Below are 22,398 nucleotides of genomic sequence, written 5' to 3' on the forward strand. Positions count from 1 at the left end.
GTATTCAGTTTTAATATCTGTTGAAGGCAGATTTCCACTGCCTAATGCCTGTTGCTTATTGCCTATTGCCTATTGCCTTACCTTGAACAGCGGCTGGCCAAACTCTACGGCCTCGCCGTTGGAAACAAGAATCTCTTCGATCACGCCGCTTAGCTCGGCCTTGATCTCGTTCATTACCTTCATAGCCTCGACGATGCAGACTACCGACTCATCGCTGACCTTATCGCCCTTCTTGACAAACGGATCCGCATCAGGCGAAGGAGATGTATAAAATGTTCCCACGATTGGAGATATGATTTCAGCCAGCCCGTCGTCAACACTCTCATCAGCCGCGGGTGCGGCAGCGGGTGCATTTGCCGACGCCGCGGCGGGCATTACAACAGGTGCGGCTACCGGAGCCGGAGACTGCATCACCGGTGCCTGCGGTTCGGGCCGGCGAAGATAAATCTTGTTATCATCGTTAATTATCTCAAGCTCGCAGATGTTGTTCTCGCTCATCACTGTGGTGAGCTCTTTCATTTTTTCTATATCAACAGCCTTGAATACTGTTTTTTTCGAGTCTTCACTCATTACAAAGTCCTTTCAATCATAAACTCTGTGCTAAATTTCTATACCGCCGGCGGCATCTAAAATACAAACCTCATAAAAACTTATGCCGGACGTTTTTTCTAACTGTATAAAAGGTAATAGTATATTCATTTATACGCAGTTTTCAACAATATTTTAAAATGCCCGCAGAGGCACGGCAGTTGTTCCTGAGCCAAGGGGCAGTCTCAAAGAACCGGGATATACAACATAACCATTAAGACATTTGTCCGGCAAAGCTTCTTTTAATACATTGATTCCCCTTGCCATTGATATTTTGGGGGTAGATGAAAGTTTTATTTCAATCGGGATAAGCTTGTTCTCATGTATAACAACAATGTCAACCTCGTCACCTGCGGATGTCCGCCAGAAGTAGATCTTTGGCGGTTCTGCCCGTGAACTAAAGGTCTTTACAAGCTCCATAATTACGCAAGTCTCGAACACAGACCCTCCCATAGGGCCCTTTTGCAGATGAACCGGATCGGATATCCCGGTCAGAGAGCATAATGTTCCAATGTCAGTAAAGTAAACTTTAGGGCTTTTTACAATTCGTTTGCCGGCATTTTCAAAGTATGGCCGCAGTATCACTATCTGGAAAGTAGCTTCAAGCACAGATAACCAGTTTTTAACGGTGTTTACCGCAACTCCGATATCCCGCGATATTTCAGATAAATTCAGCAGCTGCCCGTTTCGAATCGCCAGCGCCTGGAGAAAAACCTGAAAATTCCCCAAATCGGACACATGTTTAATCAGCCGGACATCACGCTCTATGTAGGTGCTTATGTAGCTGCTGTGCCACAAAGACGAAGACCGGTGAGTGTCTGTGGCGATCTCAGGGTATAAGCCGCGTAAGAGAAACTGCCATAGATTCTCTTCAGGGACTTTTTTCTGCTCAGGATCGTATCCTTGTTCCCACGGAAAAGGGCTGCTGCCGGCGTGTGAATACTCTCGCAGCGAAAATGGGTACAATTTTAATATCGCTGCCCTGCCGGCAAGGGATTCATTGATATTCTCCGTAAGCATGAGGTTTTGTGAGCCGGTGAGGATAAACCGGCCTTTTGTTTGACGGTCCGAGTCGATGAGTTCCTTGATGTAGGGCAGCAGAACCGGGCAATACTGAATCTCGTCAAAAATGACCCTGCCCGAAAACTCCGCCAGAAAACCTCTCGGATCATTTTCTGCAATTATTCGTATATCCGGCAACTCCATTGAAACGTATTTGTAGTCGTGTCCAAATACTTCTTTGATTACGGTAGTCTTTCCCGACTGCCGAGGCCCGGTCAGGACTACTGCGGGAAATTCTTTGGCCGCTCTGCAAAGCTGCGGTTCAATAGTTCTTTTCACATATTTATAACTCATGTAGTAGATTATAACCGTTTAAAAGGGTCAAAACAAGTTTTTTTTGTAAATTTGCATTTGAAATGCAAATCTGCATGGGTTTTAAAGACGCAGCAAAGTTTTAAGCCGGCAACTGTCCAGCTCGCGGATATTTCTGTTGGTTTTAGATGTTAAGGAAGTTTTTTACTCCGGTCAGGACTATCTGTGCCGCCAGTGCGGAGATTACCAGTCCGGAAATCTTACTCAGCACCTCAAGACCCGTTCTGCCGACCAGCCGCTTTACATGGTCTGCCAGAAACAGCAGTACGCCCACAGAGCAGGCAGCGGCTGTGAGTGCGGCACAGCCCACAATGGTACCTGACGCGGCGGGTTCTGCAACTCCCGAAACCATGATCGCGCCTATGGTGCCCGGCCCAACCATTACAGGGATCGCCATAGGCACCACGCTGATATCATTGCCCGGGTCAACCTTGAGCATGCTTCGTTTGCCCGTTACAAGCTCAATTGATGTCAGAAACAATATGCAGCCGGCACCTACCCTGAAAGCATCAATGGTTATTCCGAAAATACGGAAAAGGATATCGCCGAAAAAGTAGAGGGCCAGTGTTGTAATGATCACCGCAAGTGTCGTTTTTGCCGCTATCCAATGCCGCTGCGGCCGGGGCAGATCAGCGGTAAGCACCAGAAACACCGTCAACGCAAAAAACGGGGTTAAAAGGAAGAAAAATTTTAACCATATATTTATAAAGTCATAAAGCATCTTTATTTCCTGCAAGTTTGAGAAAAGATACCGCCGGTTTTACTTTCCTTTGTATTTCAGTGTTAAGTACCGCAGATCCACGGCCTCATTGCCGGGGATATTCGCTGCCCGCAGGCGAAGTGTGCCTCGTTTCCCGTGCATACGCAAGGTGCCCAGAGACATCGGCTTAAAATCTTTGACAAACGATTCTCTCATATAAACATGATTTTCCTCTTTGCCTTTTAGCTCGCTTTCGTAAGCATTTTTAACGGCACGGCTTACCCTTTCGCCGTCAAAGCTGAGCTCTAATTCTGCGCCGACATTTTCACGTTTGCAGGTGTAATGAATCTGCGCCTCGTACAGGCCGGCGGTGAGCACTTCGATATCCCAGGTTATGGAATCATTTTCGTCAATCCAGTTGGTGAAAAACGAACAGTTTGGGTGTATGCTGCTCCGTTCGATATTGCCGTTTGCCTTGCCGTCGCGTGCCGGCAAAAGCGTAATCTCCGCGCCGGGGTGGCCGACAGTAAAGGGCCGCGGCTCAACCGGCTTGAAAGTTTCGTCTTTCCATTCCCGGACGGCCTTTTTGAGTCTGGCGGTGATTTCCGGATGCTTTTGTGAAACATCTTTTCTTTGCCCGGGGTCGGCATCCATATCGAACAGCCTGCCTTCGTGATCGAGCCTGTATTTCTGCGTCCGCACGCTCACCCGTCCGTTCCAGGTGCTGAAATACATTCGGTCCTGCCAGTTTGAACTGGTTCCAAGCAGCAGCGGCTTGAGACTGACCCCGTCGAGCTTCTTATTGCCGACAATCGGGATTTCGGCAAGCTCAGCCAGCGTCGGCAGCAGGTCTATCGCGGCGGCGATATGGGGTATTTCAGTCCCCTGCCTTATCTCCGCAGGCCATCGAATAAAAAATGGCGAACGCACACCGCCCTCATCGGTAGTTCCCTTACGTCCTTTCATGCCGGCGTTCCACCGCCAACCGTTGGGTCCGTTGTCGCTGAAATAGATTACAATAGTATTGTCCGCGATGCCTAATTTGTCGAGTTTTTCCAGCAAACGCCCTACGTTCCAGTCGATATTTTCACACATTGCCAGAGCTGCCCGGGTATGCTCAATGTTTTCTTTTTCCGGATCACGATGCCGCATTTCGAGCTCTTTGCCGTCAAATTTTTCCCAATAGCTCTCCGGCACCTGCATCGGCGAATGGGGTATATTGTACGGAACATAGCAGAAAAAAGGCGTGTTTTTGTTCTTTTCGATAAAATCAAGGGCATGATCGGTGAAGTCATCCGCGATATAGCCGTTGCCTTTTACTAACCGGCCGTTATGCTCCAGCTGCGGGCTGAAATAGTAGCCCCAGTGCCCGGAACAGAAACCGTAGAACTCATCAAAACCCCGGGCGTTGGGGTGATAGGGCCATTGCGTTCCGCTGTGCCATTTCCCGAATGCCGCTGTGGCGTAACCGGCGGCTTTAAAGGTATCGCCGATAGTTGATTCATCGGCGTTAATACGCTCGCCGCCCTCGCTGGTGCCGGTTACTCCAACACGGGTATAATATCTGCCTGTCAGCATCTCCGCGCGTGTTGGAGAACATACCGGGCAGACATAGAAATTCTCTACAACGACACCCTCGCCGGCAAGCGAATCAATGTTAGGCGTTTTGAGATTGACATTGCCGTTAACGCTCAAGTCGCCCCAGCCCTGGTCGTCGGTGAGAATCATCAGGATATTAGGACGTGATTTTTGTGCCGCGGGGCCTGTCAATCGGCCTGCGCAGCCGCTCAAAACCGCAGCAGCGGAAATACCGGCAGCCTTGAGAAAATTTCTTCGGCTGTAATTCATCTGATACACCTTTCATTTTTGTTAAAATCTATACAATACGGCCGGTTCACAAATTAAGTTTCGTGTCGCGGCTGAAAAACACTTTTAACTTAGAAACCAGTCCGGTTGAGATAGGTTTCGGATTGTGATGTTATCTTTTCTTTTATCACGAAATCTACGCATACCGGTGATGGTACATTTATTTTGTGCGGCGTTTTTTCCAGCTTTCCGGTTTCAAAGTCAATCCTGAACGTTATCAGCGAGCCGGCGTGCTGGTTGGCGCATACAAGAAAATTACCGTTTGGTTCTATATTGAAGTTTCGCGGCTCGTTTATACCGTCTGTTTCGATCTCAATCAAGCTCAATGTCCCGTTGCCGCTGTTTATCTGGTACGCGGCGATGCTGTCGTGCCCGCGGTTTGAGCCGTAGAGGTATTTGCCCGATGGGTGGACGCAAATCTGGGCGGTAAGGTTGGTGCCGGAGAAGGACCGCGGCAGTGTGGTTATCGTTTCTATCTCGCTTAACTGGGCGGTCTTGTAGTCGTAGCCAAACGCGGTTATTGTGGAGTTGAGCTCGTTTATAACGTAAAAGAATTTTCCGTTAGGGTGAAACGCCATGTGCCTGGGCCCGCTGCCGGGGCGCAATTTTGCGAACAGATCTCCTGCCGGAGTGAGTTTGCCGGCGTCTTTGTCGAGTTTATAGACCATGATTTTATCAATCCCCAGGTCTGCGGCGAATACGTATCTGCCGTCTGGGCTTGTGATTATGGAATGGGCGTGGGGGGCTTCCTGCCGTTTTGCGTTCTCGCTTTTGCCTTCATGGGCAATGCTGCACGCCGGCGGCTCTACACGGGCGTCTTTGCCTATCGGCAAAACGGTAATGCTGCCGCTGGAGTAATTGGCGATCAGCAGGTTACTGCCGGAAGGGTCTATCGATACATAACACGGGCTCACGCCCTTGGAGCTTTGCGAGTCGATAATTTCGAGCTCGCCCGTACTCTCGACGATGTTAAAGGCGTTTACCCTGCCTTCGCTGTCAGTTTTGGATACGGCGTAAAGTGCGCTGCCATTGTGGTTTACAGCGACAAAGGAGGGGTTGAGCGTCTCCGCCGCCAGTTGAGGCTCTGACATTTCGCCTGTTTGGAGGTCAAGCTCGCTGCGGTAGATGCCGCGGCTTTTGGTGTTGGAAGTGTATGTTCCGATATAGAAAGGAATTGTCTCTGCGTTTAACATGGTTATTACCGCCGTTAAAATAATAAGTGCCGTTTTAGTCATGATATATCTCGTTACATAAAATGTCCGGCAAGACCGGCAAACAGCCGCCTTGAGATTTACGCCGATTGTTATCAGTGCTTATCAATCAGTATTTTACAACGCCGGCGGGTAAAAATCAAATGCCGTAAATAAAAAACTCTCACACAGGCAGACCCGCCTGTTAAAAGCTGTTATAGTGACAGCAAGTACAACAGTCAGAGCCGTTCTTTGTTTGTTTGGCATTCTGATAATATTGATAAACAAGTGAAGAATTATTGAGCGGTTAGCCTCCTGCCCTGTGCCGTTGCAGAAATCCAACCTAACCCCGCGCTTACGCTTGGGGCTCTGATGGGGTGGATTGCGATGGCAGGCGTTTTCTGAAGCCGCCTTCGTTTTCGAAATTATCGCTGTGTCTGGGTATGATTTTTTCACCTGAGCACATCGCAACTCACCCGTGCAATACAGTCGATCATGTCTATTTCGTCCATTTTGCAGCTAATTGAATCGAAATAATCGCTCATTTATAAAAGCATAATAACAGACATACCACAATATCAACACTGTTTCAACACAAAACCACTATATATAGTATTTTTACGGTCTCAAAAAAAGATTGGCAATCTGCTCGTCTTGGTGTTATACTTGTTGATGTAGAATTTGGTAAATCTCTCTTTTTATTCATAACGCTTATAATCGGTTTAAAATGTGCAATGACAGACAAAACAGCAAGGGACTCTTCGACGCGGCGGTAATACGCAGCGGGGCCGTTGGAATGCGCAACTGGCGGGTTGCTCTTGAGCTTGAGGGCGAGGCGGCAGCGGCGTTTGCAGGAGCCAGACCCGGGCAATTTCTTGAAATTGACGCATCCGGTCTTTCTCTGCCGCGGCGGGATTTGATACCGCCCGAGCTGCGGGATGCCGCACAGAGACATGTAATCCTGCGGCGGCCGCTGAGCTTCTGGGATGTTTACGAGATGGACAACGGCAATACGTGTGTGGAGCTGCTGTTCTGTCTGGTCGGGCCGAGCACGCTGCGGCTTGCGACGCTGCGTAAGGGCGATATTGTCAATATCTGCGGGCCGCTGGGCAACGGGTTTTCCATGCCCGAGGGCAAGACGCACGCGGTCGTTGTCGGCGGAGGCATCGGAATCCCGCCGATCTACCACTTTACCAGCTGGTTAGGCAAAAACCGCGATGACGTGCGGGTTACGGCGATCGTAGGGGCCAGACGGCTTAAGGATTTCCCCCTGGAGAGTATGCAGCATAAGAAAAAGACGGCGATCGAGTTCGCACTGGCCGGCGCGGAGACGCTGGTGGCAACGAACGACGGCAGCCGCGGGTTTAAGGGCTTTGTAACCGGCTGTCTGGAAGAATGGCTGAGCAAAACGGAGGTGAAAAAAGAGGATATCTGCGTATTCGGCTGCGGGCCTGAGCCGATGCTGGCGGCGCTGGCTAAGACCTGCCGGGTAAACGGCTTAGACTGCTATGTGAGTCTTGAGCGGCTGATGGGCTGCGGCGTGGGGCTGTGCCAGAGCTGCGCGGTCGAAAAACGCGACAAGAGCGACGGACATAAATACCTGCTGTGCTGCAAAGACGGGCCGGTGTTTAACAGTGAAGATATCGTTATATAATTAAGAATTAGGAATTAGGAATTAAGAATTAGGAATTAAGAATTAAGAATTAAGAATTAAGAATGAATCCGCAGATTACGCAGATTGTCGCAGATTTTAAAAGTTAAGAGATATGTAGGGCAAGCGTCCCCGCTTGCCGTTTTAATGTCAACCGTCCTCGGTTGAGCTGCTGTGTCGGGCTGGAAGCCCGACCTACGAAGAATAAAAAAGTTAAGATTCAGGCAACATCGCATGACGCAATCAGAGCCGTTCTTCACTTGTTTCACATTCTGATAATATTGATAAACAAGTGAAGAATTATGGAGCGGTTAGGTTAGATAAATCAGCTGTGTAGAGCAAATTCACGAATTTGCTCAGTTTAAAAAGTTAAGAGCTAAAAGTAATCAAATAGACATGATAAACAGGATTTGAATTTACCATGAAGAGCATGAAGGACATGAAGAAAAGATATAATAAAAACTTCAATTTCTTCAATAACTTCATGGTTAATAAAAAATTAATCTTGTCCATCTTGTAAATCCTGTCTAATAGAATTTAAAAGTTAAGATTTACGTAGGGCAGGCGTCCCCGCTTGCCGTTTTAATGTCAACCGAGGACGGTTGAGCTACTGTGTCGGGCTGGAAGCCCGACCTACGAAATATAAATACTATGAGCGGAGCGAAGTTCTCAACTATTAGTTAATAGTTATTAGTTTAATGATATGTCAGATATAAGTATAGATTATTGCGGGCTTAAGCTGAAAAACCCGATATTTACCGCTTCGGGCACGTGCGGCTATTTCGACGAGCTTTCGGATTTTGTCGAGCTTGAGAGCCTCGGCGGGTTCATCACCAAGAGCATCTCTCTTGAGCCGCGAGAGGGTAACCCCCTGCCGCGGATTGTAGAGACCGATGCGGGGATGCTAAACGCCATCGGGCTGGCGAATATCGGGCTCAAAGAGTTCGTCGAAAAGAAGATACCGCTGATGAAAGACGCGGCGGTGCCGGTGTTTGTCAACCTGGCGGGCAAGACGATAGACGAATACGTCGAGGTTGCTTCCAGGCTCACCGGCTTCAATGAGATTACCGGCTTCGAGCTGAACATAAGCTGCCCCAACGTCAAGGCCGGCGGCATCAGCTTCGGCACGGACCCTGCGCAGATAGAAAAGATAACCGCCGCCGTCAAACACGTCTGCGGCGGCAAACCGCTGATCGTTAAGCTCACACCCTCGGTAACGGATATCGCGGTAACCGCCCGGGCGGCGATAGAGGGCGGCGCCGACTCGCTGAGCCTGGTGAATACGTTTACCGCGATGGTGATCGACATCAGGACTAAAAAACCGGTGCTGGCGAACCGTACGGGCGGGCTGAGCGGGCCGGCGATAAAGCCGATAGCCGTTTATCTGGTCAACCGGGTGTATAACGAGGCGGCAAAACCCGCCGGCATACCGGTGATGGGGCTTGGCGGAATCCGGACGGTCTCGGACGTGATCGAGTTCATGATCGCCGGCGCGTCGGTGGTCTCTGTGGGCACGGCGACCTTCACAAACCCGGCGGTTACACAACAGCTTGCCGAGGGGCTGGAGGAATACTGCCGGCGACACCGGATAAAAAAGTTGTCCGACATTACAGGCTCGCTCATGTGAAAAAGTTAAGAGATATGTAGGGCAGGCGTCCCCGCTTGCCATTTCAATGTCAACCGAGGACGGTTGACCTACTGTGTCGGGCTGGAAGCCCGACCTACGATGAGTTTAAAAGTTAAGATTCAGGCAATATCGCATGACGCAATCAGAGCCGTTCTTCACTTGTTTCACATTATGATAATATTGATAAACAAGTGAAGAATTATGGAGCGGTTAGTATAGACAAACGCAGCAGCGTAGAGCAAATTCACGAATTTGCTCAGTTTAAAAAGTTAAGAGCTAAAAGTAATCAAATAGACATGATTAACAGGATTTGAATTTACCATGAAGAGCATGAAGGACATGAAGAAAAGATATAATAAAAACTTCAATTTCTTCAATAACTTCATGGTTAATAAAAATTAATAGTTATGTAGCGTCCCCGCTTGCCGTTTCAATGTCAACCGAGGACGGTTGACCTACTTAATAAGAGTACACGCTTTAGCGTGCAAAAACCCCGTCTTTCGGGCACCCCTCTAAAGAAGGGGAATTTAATTTGTGTCGGGCTGGAAGCCCGACCTACAAAAAAATCTGCGTAATCCGCGGATACAACTAAAATAAAGAAACTAAAATGCACGAAATACTTGAACAACTGTATGAATACTTTCCCACTTCAGTCAAGACGGGCGAGTATCTGCTTATAGTAAGCGATGTCTGGAAAATCAAGATAAGCGTTTACAAACGCAGCAACTACTCGATTTTTAATTCATCCGGGACACGTGTGAAGGTTCAGCTCTTTGAGATGAACGAAGACAACGAGTTCATGCCCGGCGCATCACAGGATTTCACCATCGCCAATATCCCCGAGCTTGCTGAACAGATAGAGCGGTATATAACCTTTGTTGTTGCCGAAAATATCAAAGAGCAGGGAAATTGAACGGGCTAAAACTACAGCTTCGCGGCGACAAGATACTCATAACCGTCAAGGTAGTCCCCGGCAGCAGCCGTACTGCGCTGGCAGGCGTTCTTGATGGAATGCTCAAGGTCAAGATCGCGGCGGCACCTGAAAAGGGCAACGCCAACAAAGAGCTGATAAAATTTATCGCGGGCGAACTTGGACTGAAGAAACGCGATATAAGTATTATATCGGGGCAGACAAACCCCGTAAAACTGCTTGAAATTGCCGGCTCCGATGCAGGGAAGGTAAAGGGGCTGGCATTTTAGGAAAGCCTGGGGCGGGAGAGCTTTCTCGCCCCAGGCAAATACAGTACATCACTGCAAACATCCAATAGAAAGGGTTATCTGGGAAGGATTTTAGTCCATTGGATATCGCAGCCCCCATTGGGCTCTGATGCTGTCAAGTGTCTCCATAATGGAGATAGACTCCGAGACGGGCATGACATCGCTTTGAAGCATACCCTTTCTCAGGCACCGACAGACATGAGCGGCCTCATAATTGAAGCCGTTGCCCTCCAGAGGGAACTCATAAGAGTCAGAAGTACCGTCAGGTTTGAATAGTGTCAATGCTGACGGGCAATATAGAGGTGAGTGGATCTTAATGCTGAGCTTTTTGCCTGCAATAAACGCCTCAGTCGGCGTCCTGGAAATGCTGCCGCTCGTGATTACGGCCAGGGGGCCGCTTTTATAGTCAAACAACATTGTGTTCAGCTCATCTACGCCTGTGGCGTGCATTCGGACCTGAGTCTGGATGGTGTCCGGCTGCCGTTTAAAGATGAGAGATGCAAGCGAAACTGGATATACCCCGAGATCCAGCAAAGCTCCGCCGCCAAGTTCTGAGTTAAAGATCCTGTGGCCGTCATCAACATTGAACTGGACGCCGAAATCCGCTGTAAAAAGATGGATCCCCCCCGGGATACCATCGCTGAGCCAGTCTTGGAGCTGCTCAACCGCAGGGATAAACCGCGTCCACATCCCCTCCATCAAGAATACTCCGGCCTGCCTTGCGGCATCGGCCATCCTTGTGGCTTGTTTGGAATTTATCGATATCGGCTTCTCGCACAATACGTGCTTGCCGGCTTCTATCGCCATAAGGCTGTTTTCCATATGAAGATGGTGCGGGGTCGCTATATAGACTACATCTATTTCGCGATCATCCAGGAGATCTTCATAACTGCCGTAGCTGCGCAGAGCACCGTTTTCCTGAGAAAACCGGGCAGCCTTTTGGGCAGATCTTGATGCAGCCGCTATAAGCCGGGCACCATCTACGTCACGCAGCCCTTTGGCAAACGAAGCGGCAATATTGCCGCAGCCGATAATTCCCCAATGTAAGGTGTCGATCATTGTTGAATCAAAATAACATTAACTTTTTTAAAAACCGAATATATTAAAAATCTTGCAAGCGTAATTTCCGCTCTGTATCTATTTCAAACAGCCGCTTAGAAAATATCTTCGACATCTTCAAGCAGCGCTTTCATGCGGGCCTGATCAGAGGCCCTGCCGATGGCATCGGCCTTGCTGATAATACCTTCGAAAAACAGCTCTGTGATGTTATGATCCAGAAGCTGCATACCGGCCTGTTTCTGGGTTTCTATAACGTTTGGTATCTCATGAAGCCTGTTATCACGAATGCAGTTTCTCACCGCCGGCGAGGATAAAAGTATCTCCATACACGGAGTCATGCCCGGGTAATCGCGGCGTTTGAAAAGAGTCTGCGAGACCGAAGCTGAAAGGGTGTTGGCAAGCATACTCCGCACCTGGCTCTGCTGGGCTGCCGGATAGATATCGATAATACGCTCGATTGTCTGGCTGGCACTGTTTGTATGCAGCGTGCTCATTACCAGGTGCCCCGTCTCGGCCGCGGTAAGGGCCGCAGAGGTCGTCTCGAGATCACGCATTTCTCCAACCAGGATCACGTCCGGATCCTGGCGGAGAGCGTGGCGGAGGCCGGAAGCAAACGAGGAAACGTCACGGCCGACCTCTCGCTGTTCGATCTGCGATTTATCGTTTCTAAGCAGATACTCTATAGGGTCCTCGAGTGTGATAATTCTTTTTGATTCTCTTGAGTTTATAAGGTTAATCATCGAAGCCAGAGTTGTACTTTTACCAGAACCGGTAGGTCCGGTAACCAGCACAAGGCCTCGCGGCAGCTCCGTGAGAGAACGAAGCGTCTCAGGAAGATGCAGGTCATCAAAGGCAGGCACCTTGTCAGAGATAACACGGAACGCAATGGCAAGGGTTTCCCGCTGATAGTGAGCGTTCACACGGAAACGGTGGCCGCTGGAAATAGCCGTCGCAAAGTCCAGGTCGAGATGCTCTTCAAGATGCGCATAACCCTTCTCGTCAACCATACCAAGGATCATTGCCCTGATATCTTCGTTGGAGAGCTCTGGGAAATCCATCGCTGAGAGAACTGTATCACGCCGCATCAGCGGTTTCATATCGGCATTTATGTGTACGTCACTGGCACCGAACTGAACAGCTGTATGCAGTATGGCCTCTAATGACATCTTATATCCTTATTGTTCAAAATTCTCACTTTAATTACTTTAAACTTAATCCGGATCCGGAATTACTCATCGTTGGGCTCTTGCTCAGCGTTCTGCGCATCAGGATCGATTGTGTAAACAACGCCGGCAGGCTGCTGATCCTGCTCCTGCGGGTCAGCCTCTATCTGGGGCGGCTGATTTACTGCCGCCTCGGCAGTGCCGGAATCATCCTGTGAAACATCATTGATCTGTACGGCGGATTCCTGGGGCTGCTCTGCCTCATCGGGCTCCTGCCATGATTGCTCAGAGCTGATGTATTCTTCTTCAACGGCCTCGCCGGTTTCAGCGGACTGCTGCTCAAGGTTTTCATATTCATCGGCCTCTATGTCCCTGCCGAATCTGGTTTTGCCGTGGAGTACGGGAGCGGCTATCTGGGTATGCTCATACTTGTTCATGCCCTTGATAGTGTTGCTCATGTCCTCTTTGACGATTACCGGCGTGATGAAAATCAGCAGCTCGGTAACTGACATCGATTCAGTCTCACTGCGGAAAAGATGCTTTATCAGCGGAGTATCGCCGAGTACGGGGGTCTTATAGTAATCCTTGCCGGATTTGTACTGTTTCAGACCGCCCAGAATCACGGTAGAGCCGCTTTGGAGAAGCGCGATAGTATCGAGACGGCGCGTATGAACCGTCGGCACGATCGGCTCGTTGGTTATAGGGTTTCTTTCCTGTTCTTCGGCGATACCGAATTCAGGCATGATGTGGAGCCTGAGCATTTCGTCACGCGTAATATGGGGTGTAACCTCAAGCTGGACACCGACCTCTTTGAACTCGGTTGTTGTCATGCTGCCGCCGCCGGAGGATTCCTGAACATCCTTATATGGGATTTCTTCCACGATCTCAAAATGAGCCGTCTCGTTGTCAAGCACCATGATGCTTGGATTTGCCAGCAGCTTGGCATAGCCCTGTGAGTGGAGCATTGAAAAGAGCATGTCGATCGATATCGAATCGTTGAACACGCCAAGGCGGATCTGCCCGCCGTTTGTTCTGTCAAACGAGCCGGCGGTGTATGGGTCTGCACGTTTTGTAGAGCCCTGCGCGGGAGGTGCGCCGGGGGCTGCGCCGCCGGGAACAACCTCATCGACATACGATATTCCGCCGCCGGTACTCTGGGCCACGGGCTCACCGGCACTGTTGAGCGTCATACGGCCGCCGTCCCATTTCATGTCAAGGTTGAAGTTCTCATTATCCGTCACATCATAGATCCGAACCTCGACTATAACCTGCTGGGTAACGCGGTCAACCTCGTCTATAAACAGGTCAACCGCCTCGATCCGGCTTTCAACGTCGGTAACAATGATATTGCTCGTACCCGGGTTAGCCGAGACACTGCCGTCTTTGGAGATAATCTTGGCGACTGCCTTTTCAACCTCTTTGACATCGGCATAGGTAATCCTGTAAACGCGGCTGATGATTTTTTCAATAGTATCAACCATCTCACTTTTGGGGACTACCCTGATCATGTTCTTGGTACGGATATAGCCGTAGTTGTGAACAGCCAGGATGTTGTCGAGAACCTCCCCGACGGGAACGTTGTTGAGTGTCGCGTTAACAAGGCCGGTAACAGAGGGGCTCTTGACAACATCGATGTTGGCCTCCATAGCCACAATACGCAGGACATCCTCTATGGGTGTCTCACTGAAGTCAACCGTGATCTTCTGAGCCAGCTTTGCGTCAAGCTCGGAGACATATTTTTCCTGCTCCTGAACCTCTTCAGCAGACAGGATTCCTGAAAAACAGCATATAGCTGTCAATGTAACAAGAAACCATCTTAATTTTTTCTGTAACATTGTAACACCTTTATTAAAAATTTTTATTGAATCTGCCGATAAAACCACATACCGGCTTTTTTTTATATTTCCAGCTCTTCGCCTACCATAAGCTCAAAGCTGTTTCCTTCATTGTCCTGCAATGATACAACCCGTGAAGTTATTTTTGTAACCGTCAGCTCTTCTATTGTATCTCCCTGCCGCAGCATCTGTCTGTTGATGAGCGCGGTAGAGTTTCCGTTGGAATTCATAAGCACGCCAAGAAGCATAAGTTTTATCTTTTCCTTAACCTCTTCTTTTATTTCCTCGACCGCTTCAGCCGCCTGTGCCTCCATAGCAAGCTGCTCTGGATCAGGCTCAAGCTGTTTGGCAAGAATAGCATCGCTGTACATCATCGGATCGCGGAAAGACTCCGGCCACTGCTGCGGTTTTTCTGATGGAAAATCCATCTGTACGGTTTTCATAGCGGCAACGTTGGGCACGATGATCTTGTTCTTGTCTATATTGACAGAAACCGGAACATAAAACGTCTTGAGCAGGATGTAACCGATAACAACCATCATCGCCGCGGCAAGCAGAGAAGTCTGAACATTCTTCGAGCTCAGATCAATATTATTCAGACGTGAAAAGACATAAGTAATATCGCTGAACCTGAACTTAAGCAGCGATTTCGTGCCGCCGACCTCTTCGAGGCTTTTTTCTTCCAGTGCCTGCTCAGTCTCTTTAACGGCGGGTTTGGCGGCAGAATTTCTGTTCTGCATCTGTTTGCTGTTTCTTGGACTGATCGAGGCAACCTGCGGCCGTGCCTGTTTCTGTTCTTTATGCGCATGGCCGGATTTTGCCGCCTGGGGATCAGCAGCGAGCCGCGGCTTAGCCGCTGTGGACTGAGGCGCCTCTTTCTTCACTTCGCCGGTTGCGGCGGCTGTTTTTGGTGCTATATGCTGCTCGACCGGTTTGGGCCGTTCAGGTGCGGGGGAGCTTTTAGCTGCCCGGGCTTTATCCGTCGGCGGCTGCGTTTTTCTTTTCTCAAGAGCGGCTATTCTGGGGTTCTTTTCCCTCTCGCTGCCGTCGGCGGGCGAAGTCGGAATGTCCTTTAGGTCGGGGATGTCTATCCCGTCGAAAATTGTCGATATCTTTTTGTGTAAGCCATTAGAGCTCATTTTCATATTCCTCCGCAAAATCAATGTATTCCTTTGCACTTGCGCTGCTTGCGGCGTAACTGATAACAGACTTGCCCGCACTGGGTGCTTCGGCGAGCCGGACGCTTCGGTGTATCACGGTCTGAAAAACAAGTTTACCGAAAAAACCCCGCATCTGGGACTGCACCTGCTTACTCAGGTTCGTCTGCTTATCCACAAACGTCAGCAGTACGCCGCGGATTATCAGCCGCGAATTGAAACGCTGACGCACAATATTAACCGTATCTATAAGCTGCTTGAGCCCTTCGAGGGCATAGTAATGCGCCTGAACGGGAATGATCACCTCGTCGGCGCATGTCAGGGCGTTTATCGCCAGAAGACTCAGCGAGGGTGAGCAGTCGATCACCGCATAGTCGTAGTCATCTTCTATCTCGACCATCTTCTTGGCCAGCAGATATTCCCTGCCGGCGGTCTGGGATATTTCAAGCTCTGTGCCGGAGAGCAGTATGTTACTGGGCAGCAGGTCAACGCGGTTAGTCTCTGTTGTCAGAATATAATCTCTGATGCTGCCCGTCTCATCGTTGAGCAGCTCGTAAACCGTCTTGTCGCATTCTTCCGGATCAAAACCAAAGCCGATTGTAGCGTGCCCCTGTGAATCGAGGTCCACTACAAGAACCCTTCGGCCTCTGTGGGCAAGCCCGGCAGCGAAGTTGACCGCTGTTGTGGTCTTACCGCATCCGCCTTTTTGATTTGCTATTGCTATGATTTTCATCGTATATTAAAAAATTCCTGTGTTTATGATTTATTAACTAAAAACGCTATGAGTATTGAAGCGTCATTAAGCTGTTTTTCATCCCTGGTATTACGCGGCAGAGATATCGAAAAATTATCCACGAATATCATCGGTTCAAACGATTCGAGCCTCTGAATAAAACGGGCGAACTGAGCGAAATCCGCCTTGAAATTAAGATTCATCCGCCCCTCGCTGAGATGACGGCAGCCGTGAATCTGTTCAAATTTTATCGAACTTCTGTTGGAAACATTAAACCCCGAGAGTCCCAGCTCTTTGGCCATCTCATTAAAGGCGAATGTCAGGTCGGTGACGTCTGAGGATTCATGCATGAACTTCTTCAGCAGCACCTTAGATTGTTCTATATCTTTTTCAATCAGCTCGCTGAGCTTTGACCTGTTGATTGATGTTGCTATTACATTTTTTTCTACCGCACCGGAGATATTATCCTCTGCAATGATCGCCTTGTTTTGAAGCGGGTACAGGACAAACAGATAAAACGGCACCATCGCAACAAAATAAACCGCCCATACAATCAATATGGCAAGGAGGATTTTTCTGTTTTTTCTGCTCATTTACTTTCCTCCTTCTCCGCGGCAGCGGCTTTTGCAAGCCTTTCGGCCTCGGCCTTTACCTGCTGAGCATCCCAGCCGGAATGGTAGGTGCACTGAACGATGTAACAGGGCAGCTCAATGCCGCTGAACTCCTCTGTCGTAAAGGTAATAATACGCAGCGTGTCCTTGTCAGCACCGAATGTCTCTGAATTTCTCAGCACGTTGAGGTATTCATAGACCACCTTGTCCTGTTCGTCGCCGTCAGTGCTGAAAAGGCGCATTCTCAGGGTGCGGGTAACCTCTTCCCTCTCTACGTACTTTCCGGAAACGCCCTTGATAGGCTCGCGTATTTTCTTTGAAGAAGTGCTGATATCAAACTCGGATATGGCAAGAGTCGGCGGCAGTTTCTCAACGACCTCCCGAAGTTTCGGCGTCCACTGGACAAACCTGTCGGCGCCGGTTCCTATCTCCGATACAGCCTCGCGTTCGATACCAAGCTGCTCTTTGAAAGCCTCGTTGAATTCCTGTTCATACGATATTTTGCTGACCCTCTCAAGAATGGACTTACCCAGCTTGTTTACAAAATGCAGCTCGGAGCTTTTCGCGTCATAATGGATAAACAGTCCCGCGAAAACCAGCAAAGGCCCTATGATGCTAAAGCCCAGTATCACGGCAGCCAGCGGCTTGCTGCGTATCGGCCGGCGGCGGCCCTTAAGAAGGTCAATGTCATACATCATAAGCACTCCTCATCGCATATCCGGCGGCCACAGCAAACGCCGAGCCGTTTTCCTCGAGAAGTTTTGCCCCGGTGCATTTCGATTTGACCTTGATTGTTTCAAACGGATTCCAGCATCGAACATCAGCATCAAATTCGTTGTCCAGAGCGTCTATAATCTCCGGCGAGCCGGAAAGGTCGCCCGTTACGAGCACCTCGTCGATACTGCTTATTGAATTTTCAACCATGAAATAACGGAGTGTCTGCGAGACATCCCGCACAAGTCGAAGGCTGGATTTTGATATGATAGATTTAAGCGTGCTGTCATATTCTCTGCTCAGCAGCAGCTCTTTTGCCTGCTGCCCTGATATATCTTTTTCCCTGGCGATAATCGTTACGATATTACTGCCCGAGCTGGTGAGGTTTCTGGCGAAGGGCATCTTTTTTTCCTGCGGGACAACAACAACCGTACGGTTCATCCCAAGCTCCACGACCGCGCGCTGCGTCTGATCAGAATCAAAAACGCCGCGGTAGCAGTTGAGCAGACCCAGCCAGTCAACATCCATTATTATACAGTCAAGCCCGGAATTTTTCACAATAGCGTATCTTTCTTCGACTGCATCATTCAATGCAGCTATATAAAAGCCGCGGAACCGCCTGGCAGCCCCGCTGCCGGTAGTGCCTGTTATCTGGTAATCGAGAACGGCGTCTTTTATAGCAAACGGGCAGGTATGTTCAGCTTCGCTAATCAGGCTCTCCTCGAGCAGAGCCTTGGGCATCTCGGGCATCTCAAAATCAGCCATGCTCACGTGCGGCCAGCCCAGCCCGCCGATACACCAGCTCTTGCGGCTGATATGAAAACCCAGCGAGGAGACACAACGCCGCAGAGAATCCACACAGCGCTCCTTGAGCGTGTTTGTTTCTTCGTCATCGCCTGCCGGCGGTATCGCAGCCTCCGCCGCGGCTGTTGCATCGTAGCCGTGGTGGTGCTGCTGCAGCTGAACAAGCCGTACAGCTTCAGCACCGACATCGATTCCTGTTATATTTTTTGGATTAGACCAAAGCAAAGTTCTTACCTGACTATTCTATTTAGTTTTAATAAGGAATAAGAAAATCCGCAGATTACGCAGATTTTCGCTGATTATTTTTCGTAATTAAAATCACTTTTCCCGCCAGCTGCCGGGATTTAATTTCAAACTGGCAATATGAGTATCATCATGTTCGTAGAGGTCTTCTACAAAATAAAAGGTCCCCGAATTTCTGATATCCACATAAAGCCCGCCCAGAACCGCGCCGTAGAAATCAGCCTGGTTATGCAGCAGCAGAATCGCGTTAGGCGCGTAAATCGCCGCGGCAAGCTCGCTGTCGTTTTTCAGGTCAATACTGTCACATCCGCCGGTGCCGAATATCTTCAAGCACCTGGTCGCGTCCCGTATCGCCTCGGCTGTGGCGTATTTATCAAAATTTGCGTTCTGTATGACGGCACTGTTATCCACTGTCAGGGCTCTTTTGAGGTAGAGATCCAGAGATGAGCCGCTTGCCACCGTCAGCGACGCCGAGTTTTTCAGACGCAAATCTCCGGCTACCACCATAGTAACATTGCCCTCCACGACAATCTCTTCGCCGTTGCCGGTTGAATAGCCCGGGTATGTTCCGCTCTCGGTGATGGTTATCTTTCCGGTAGCAGGATCCGGCGCCGGCCATGCCCTAGAGCTCAGCAGCGGAGCACTTACCGAAGGAAACTCGATTTTTTCATAGTTGGAGCTGATTGTTCCGGTTACCGTGGCGCCGCTGGCGAGCGAGACAACCTCATCGGGGTTTGCACCAGGGCCGATAACAATATCGCCGGGTACAACCACGCCGTTTTTAAGAACAACGCTGTTTTTTACAATCGAGTTTGTCACCAGCTCCAGCTCCGCATCTGCCGGCACGGTCTGGATGTTGGTTTCCACGTTCAGTATAAAACCGTTTTTCGTGCCGATACCGAAGTACGGCCCGCGGAGGATAAGCTCTGCATATATCTCTTTGCTCTGGTTCATGCAGTTGCCGTAACTGACGATTTCAAATTTCCGGAACTCTTTATCCGTCTTGAATTTGTAACTGCACTGCGCCGGTTTGCTGCTGTTGTGAAGTGTCATTGTATCCGAGGTATAGACCCAGCCGGCAACGTTCTCGAGCGAGGCAAACGGGCTTGCCGGCCCCAATGAAAGCCCAAAAATACCGCCGCCCAGGATAGGGGTAATGCCGGCAGAGGAAACCTCTGTTGTCTGGGCATCGGGGTCGTATTCTTCGAGCATATCGGTGTTTTCGGTCGATCGTATGTAATAGGCGGTTTCCATCGCCAGATCCAGCGCAGAGTCCGCCGCCATCGTCGCAACCGCACGGGCGGTGTAGATGTTTGAGATTTGTCTTGCGCTCAGCGCAGAGCGCAGCATCGCCGCACCGAGAAGTAGCGTTACCGACAAAACGAGCAGAACAAAGGGCAGAACTGCTCCCCGGCTGTTTTTCTTTTTTTCAGTCTTATTCATGTTGTCGCTCCCCGGGACCATCCAGATTCCCGTTAAACCACATTTATATTATACTTTCAAACCTGTTAAAACACCCCCGTTTCAATCTTGTTTAAGTTAGTAATTAAATGAAATCCGCAGATTACGCAGATTTTCGCTGATTATTTTTCGTAGCTCTTAACTTTTTAAATCTTCGTAGGTCGATCCTTCCAGCCCGACACAAATTAAATCCCCCTCTCGTAGAGGGGTGCCCGAAAGACGGGGTTTTTGCACGCTAAAGCGTGTACTCTTACTAAGTAGGTCAACCGTCCTCGGTTGACATTGAAATGGCAAGCGGGGACGCTTGCCCTACATAACTATTAATTTTTTATTAACCATGAAGTTATTGAAGAAATTGAAGTTTTTATTATATCTTTTCTTCATGTCCTTCATGCTCTTCATGGTAAATTCAAATCTTGTAAATCATGTCTATTTGGTTGCATTTATCTCTTAACTTTTTAAACTGAGCAAATTCGTGAATTTGCTCTACGCTGCTGCGTTTGTCTATACTAACCGCTCCATAATTCTTCACTTGTTTATCAATATTATCATAATGTGAAACAAGTGAAGAACGGCTCTGATTGCGTCATACGCTATTGCCTGAATCTTAACTTTTTAATTCATTAGACAGGATTACAGGATTAACAGGATTTTTATTTAGTTATTTTTAATCTTGTAAATCATGTTAATCATGTCTAATTGGTTGTTCTTAACTTTTTTAATCTGCGATAATCTGCGTAATCTGCGGATTTCCTCAATTCGTAATTCGTAATTCTCACCGTTCCCACCACGTTCCGGGTTTGAGCTTCAAGCCGGCGAATGATTCATCGTCCGGCTCATACAGACCGTCAACATAGTAGAAAGTGCCGGAGTTCCTGATATCCACCATCAGCCCGCCAAGCAGGGCACCGTAAAAATCAGCCTGGTTATGCAGAAGAAGCAGCGCATCAGGGGCATAAATCGAGCCGACCATATCGCCGCTGTTCTTCAGCTCTATATAATCGCAGCTTGGCCCGCCTAATATCTTTAAAGAACTGGCGGCCAAACGTATCGATTCAGCAGTTCCGTTTACATCAAAGTTTTCGTTTAATATCGTCGCGCTGTTGTCAACTATCAGCGCTGACTTGAGATACAGTCGCAGCGCAGAATCCGTTCCAACGGCGAAGGTTGAGCTGTTTTTCAGCCTCAGAGTGTCCGCCATCACCATGGTAACATTACCCTCTACGACAATCTCTTCACTGTTGCCGGTTGAATAGCCCGGATAAGTTCCGCTCTCTGTTATGGTTATCTTGCCCGTGCTCGGATCCGGCGCCGGCCATGCACGCCAGGGAAGCAGCGGCACATCGACGTTGGGAAACTCTATCTTCTCATAGTTGGAGCTGATCGTGCCTGTTACGCCGGCGCCGCTGGCTAAAGATACAACCTCATCGGGGTTTGCTCCGGGGCCGACCACGATATCGCCGGGTACAACCACGCCGTTTTTCAATACTACGCTTTTTTTAACAATCGAATTCGTCGCCATTATCAGTCTCGCGGTAGAAGGCACTGTTCCCAGACTCGTATCAACGTGGAGTATGAACCCGTTTTTTGTACCGATACCGAACCACGGCCCGCGAAGCACCAGCAGGGCGTGGATATCCTTTGTCTCGCTGCCGCAGCTGCCCGAGGCCGCCAGCTCAAACTGCCTGAAGTGCTTATCCGTCTTGAGCTGAAAGCTGTACGAGGCGGGCTTGCTGCTGTTTCGCAGCGTGAACGTGTTGGAGCTGTACGTCCAGCCCTGCACACCTTCCAGGCTCGGGAACGGGTTAGTGTCGCCCAGCCCCAGCCATGCCGCGTTCGCCGTGGGCCAAAAACCGGTTATGCCCGCGGCAGCGACAGACGGCTCGCCCCAGCTCGGGCGGTAGTTGTCAAAAAGACCCGCGGTCGTGCCCTCATCATCCTCGAGAAGGCTCGTATTTCCTGTATCTCTGATATGGTACGACATCTCCATCGCCAGATCCAGCGCAGAGTCCGCCGCCATCGTCGCCACGGCACGGGCGGTATAGATATTGGCTATCATGCGGCCGCTCAGTGCTGCGCGGAGCATAGCCGCGCCGAGCACCAGCATAATTACCATAACGAGCACCACAAAGGGCATTATTATGCCCTTAAGCCGTTTTTTATTAAATTTTTTCGGTTCATTTTTCATTATATTCACCGTTATTTAATTAGGAATTAAGAATTAGGAATTAGGAATTGCGGAGTTCGCTTCGCTCACACTGTTATAATTCCGTATCTCTTAACTTTTTAAACCTTCGTAGGTCGATCCTTCCAGCCCGACACAAACGTAGCTCAACCGTCCTCGGTTGACATTGAAACGGCAAGCGGGGACGCTTGCCCTACATAGCTATTAACTTTTTATTAA

Annotated in this window: 19 protein-coding genes; 4 read left to right on the top strand and 15 right to left on the bottom strand. The window is 49.4% G+C overall.

Features of this window, described 5'->3' with window-relative positions; all coding sequences use genetic code 11:
• Positions 1-69: 69 nt before the first annotated feature.
• The 5 genes from accB to SMSP2_RS11675 form a co-directional block, all read right to left on the bottom strand.
• Positions 70-570: an acetyl-CoA carboxylase biotin carboxyl carrier protein gene (gene accB / locus SMSP2_RS11655; RefSeq protein ID WP_146684221.1), complete on the bottom strand. Its 501-nt coding sequence runs from the start codon at positions 568-570 to the stop codon at positions 70-72.
• A gap of 153 nt (positions 571-723) precedes the next feature.
• Positions 724-1,944: an ATP-binding protein gene (locus tag SMSP2_RS11660; protein ID WP_146684222.1), complete on the bottom strand. Its 1,221-nt coding sequence runs from the start codon at positions 1,942-1,944 to the stop codon at positions 724-726.
• Positions 1,945-2,086: 142 nt separating this feature from the next.
• Positions 2,087-2,683 (bottom strand): MarC family protein, encoded by a 597-nt coding sequence (locus SMSP2_RS11665; protein WP_146684223.1) that lies wholly within the window; start codon positions 2,681-2,683, stop codon positions 2,087-2,089.
• A 39-nt stretch (positions 2,684-2,722) separates the two neighbouring features.
• Positions 2,723-4,510 carry a sulfatase-like hydrolase/transferase gene (locus SMSP2_RS11670; protein ID WP_146684224.1) on the bottom strand — a complete coding sequence of 596 codons (1,788 nt, stop codon included), beginning with the start codon at positions 4,508-4,510 and terminating at the stop codon, positions 2,723-2,725.
• Positions 4,511-4,599: 89 nt separating this feature from the next.
• Positions 4,600-5,763 carry a lactonase family protein gene (locus SMSP2_RS11675; RefSeq protein ID WP_146684225.1) on the bottom strand — a complete coding sequence of 388 codons (1,164 nt, stop codon included), beginning with the start codon at positions 5,761-5,763 and terminating at the stop codon, positions 4,600-4,602.
• A 682-nt stretch (positions 5,764-6,445) separates the two neighbouring features.
• On the opposite strand from SMSP2_RS11675, the gene SMSP2_RS11680 reads away from it, so the two are divergent.
• The 4 genes from SMSP2_RS11680 (at position 6,446) to SMSP2_RS11695 (ending at position 10,196) form a co-directional block, all read left to right on the top strand.
• Entirely contained in the window at positions 6,446-7,372 is a 927-nt protein-coding gene (locus tag SMSP2_RS11680; RefSeq protein WP_146684226.1) for an iron-sulfur cluster-binding protein, read from the top strand.
• Positions 7,373-8,072: 700 nt separating this feature from the next.
• Positions 8,073-8,996 carry a dihydroorotate dehydrogenase gene (locus SMSP2_RS11685; protein ID WP_146684227.1) on the top strand — a complete coding sequence of 308 codons (924 nt, stop codon included), beginning with the start codon at positions 8,073-8,075 and terminating at the stop codon, positions 8,994-8,996.
• A gap of 607 nt (positions 8,997-9,603) precedes the next feature.
• On the top strand, positions 9,604-9,909 hold the full coding sequence (locus tag SMSP2_RS11690; RefSeq protein ID WP_146684228.1) for a hypothetical protein: 306 nt from the start codon (positions 9,604-9,606) through the stop codon (positions 9,907-9,909).
• Positions 9,906-10,196, top strand: a complete 291-nt coding sequence (locus tag SMSP2_RS11695; RefSeq protein WP_146684229.1) for a DUF167 domain-containing protein — start codon at positions 9,906-9,908, stop codon at positions 10,194-10,196. The genes SMSP2_RS11690 and SMSP2_RS11695 overlap by 4 nt, the downstream gene beginning before the upstream one ends.
• Before the next feature lie 90 nt (positions 10,197-10,286).
• Here the strand turns inward: SMSP2_RS11695 and SMSP2_RS11700 are convergent, their stop codons facing one another.
• The 10 genes from SMSP2_RS11700 to SMSP2_RS11745 all read right to left on the bottom strand — a co-directional run bounded on the left by SMSP2_RS11700 (position 10,287) and on the right by SMSP2_RS11745 (position 22,182).
• Positions 10,287-11,273, bottom strand: coding sequence for a Gfo/Idh/MocA family protein (locus SMSP2_RS11700; protein WP_146684230.1), 987 nt, complete (start codon positions 11,271-11,273; stop codon positions 10,287-10,289).
• A gap of 95 nt (positions 11,274-11,368) precedes the next feature.
• Positions 11,369-12,439 (bottom strand): type IV pilus twitching motility protein PilT, encoded by a 1,071-nt coding sequence (locus SMSP2_RS11705; protein ID WP_146684231.1) that lies wholly within the window; start codon positions 12,437-12,439, stop codon positions 11,369-11,371.
• 62 nt (positions 12,440-12,501) lie between these two features.
• A complete protein-coding gene (locus SMSP2_RS11710; protein WP_146684232.1) occupies positions 12,502-14,271 on the bottom strand; it encodes a secretin N-terminal domain-containing protein in 1,770 nt (589 codons plus the stop codon).
• Positions 14,272-14,333: 62 nt separating this feature from the next.
• Entirely contained in the window at positions 14,334-15,410 is a 1,077-nt protein-coding gene (locus tag SMSP2_RS11715; protein ID WP_146684233.1) for a hypothetical protein, read from the bottom strand.
• Entirely contained in the window at positions 15,400-16,161 is a 762-nt protein-coding gene (locus SMSP2_RS11720) for a ParA family protein (RefSeq protein WP_146684234.1), read from the bottom strand. Before SMSP2_RS11720 ends, SMSP2_RS11715 begins: the two co-directional genes overlap by 11 nt.
• A 23-nt stretch (positions 16,162-16,184) precedes the next feature.
• Complete coding sequence (locus tag SMSP2_RS11725) at positions 16,185-16,754, bottom strand: hypothetical protein (RefSeq protein WP_146684235.1); 570 nt, start codon at positions 16,752-16,754, stop codon at positions 16,185-16,187.
• Positions 16,751-17,470 carry a hypothetical protein gene (locus tag SMSP2_RS11730; protein ID WP_146684236.1) on the bottom strand — a complete coding sequence of 240 codons (720 nt, stop codon included), beginning with the start codon at positions 17,468-17,470 and terminating at the stop codon, positions 16,751-16,753. Before SMSP2_RS11730 ends, SMSP2_RS11725 begins: the two co-directional genes overlap by 4 nt.
• On the bottom strand, positions 17,460-18,515 hold the full coding sequence (gene pilM / locus SMSP2_RS11735; RefSeq protein WP_146684237.1) for a pilus assembly protein PilM: 1,056 nt from the start codon (positions 18,513-18,515) through the stop codon (positions 17,460-17,462). Before pilM ends, SMSP2_RS11730 begins: the two co-directional genes overlap by 11 nt.
• A 93-nt stretch (positions 18,516-18,608) precedes the next feature.
• Positions 18,609-19,976 carry a DUF7305 domain-containing protein gene (locus tag SMSP2_RS11740; protein WP_146684238.1) on the bottom strand — a complete coding sequence of 456 codons (1,368 nt, stop codon included), beginning with the start codon at positions 19,974-19,976 and terminating at the stop codon, positions 18,609-18,611.
• A 793-nt stretch (positions 19,977-20,769) separates the two neighbouring features.
• The gene (locus tag SMSP2_RS11745; RefSeq protein ID WP_146684239.1) at positions 20,770-22,182 is read right to left on the bottom strand and encodes a DUF7305 domain-containing protein; all 1,413 of its coding nucleotides are present in this window, start codon (positions 22,180-22,182) and stop codon (positions 20,770-20,772) included.
• Positions 22,183-22,398: the final 216 nt, after the last annotated feature.

Origin of the sequence: Limihaloglobus sulfuriphilus, from assembly GCF_001999965.1 — a bacterium.
GTDB classification, from domain to species: domain Bacteria; phylum Planctomycetota; class Phycisphaerae; order Sedimentisphaerales; family Sedimentisphaeraceae; genus Limihaloglobus; species Limihaloglobus sulfuriphilus.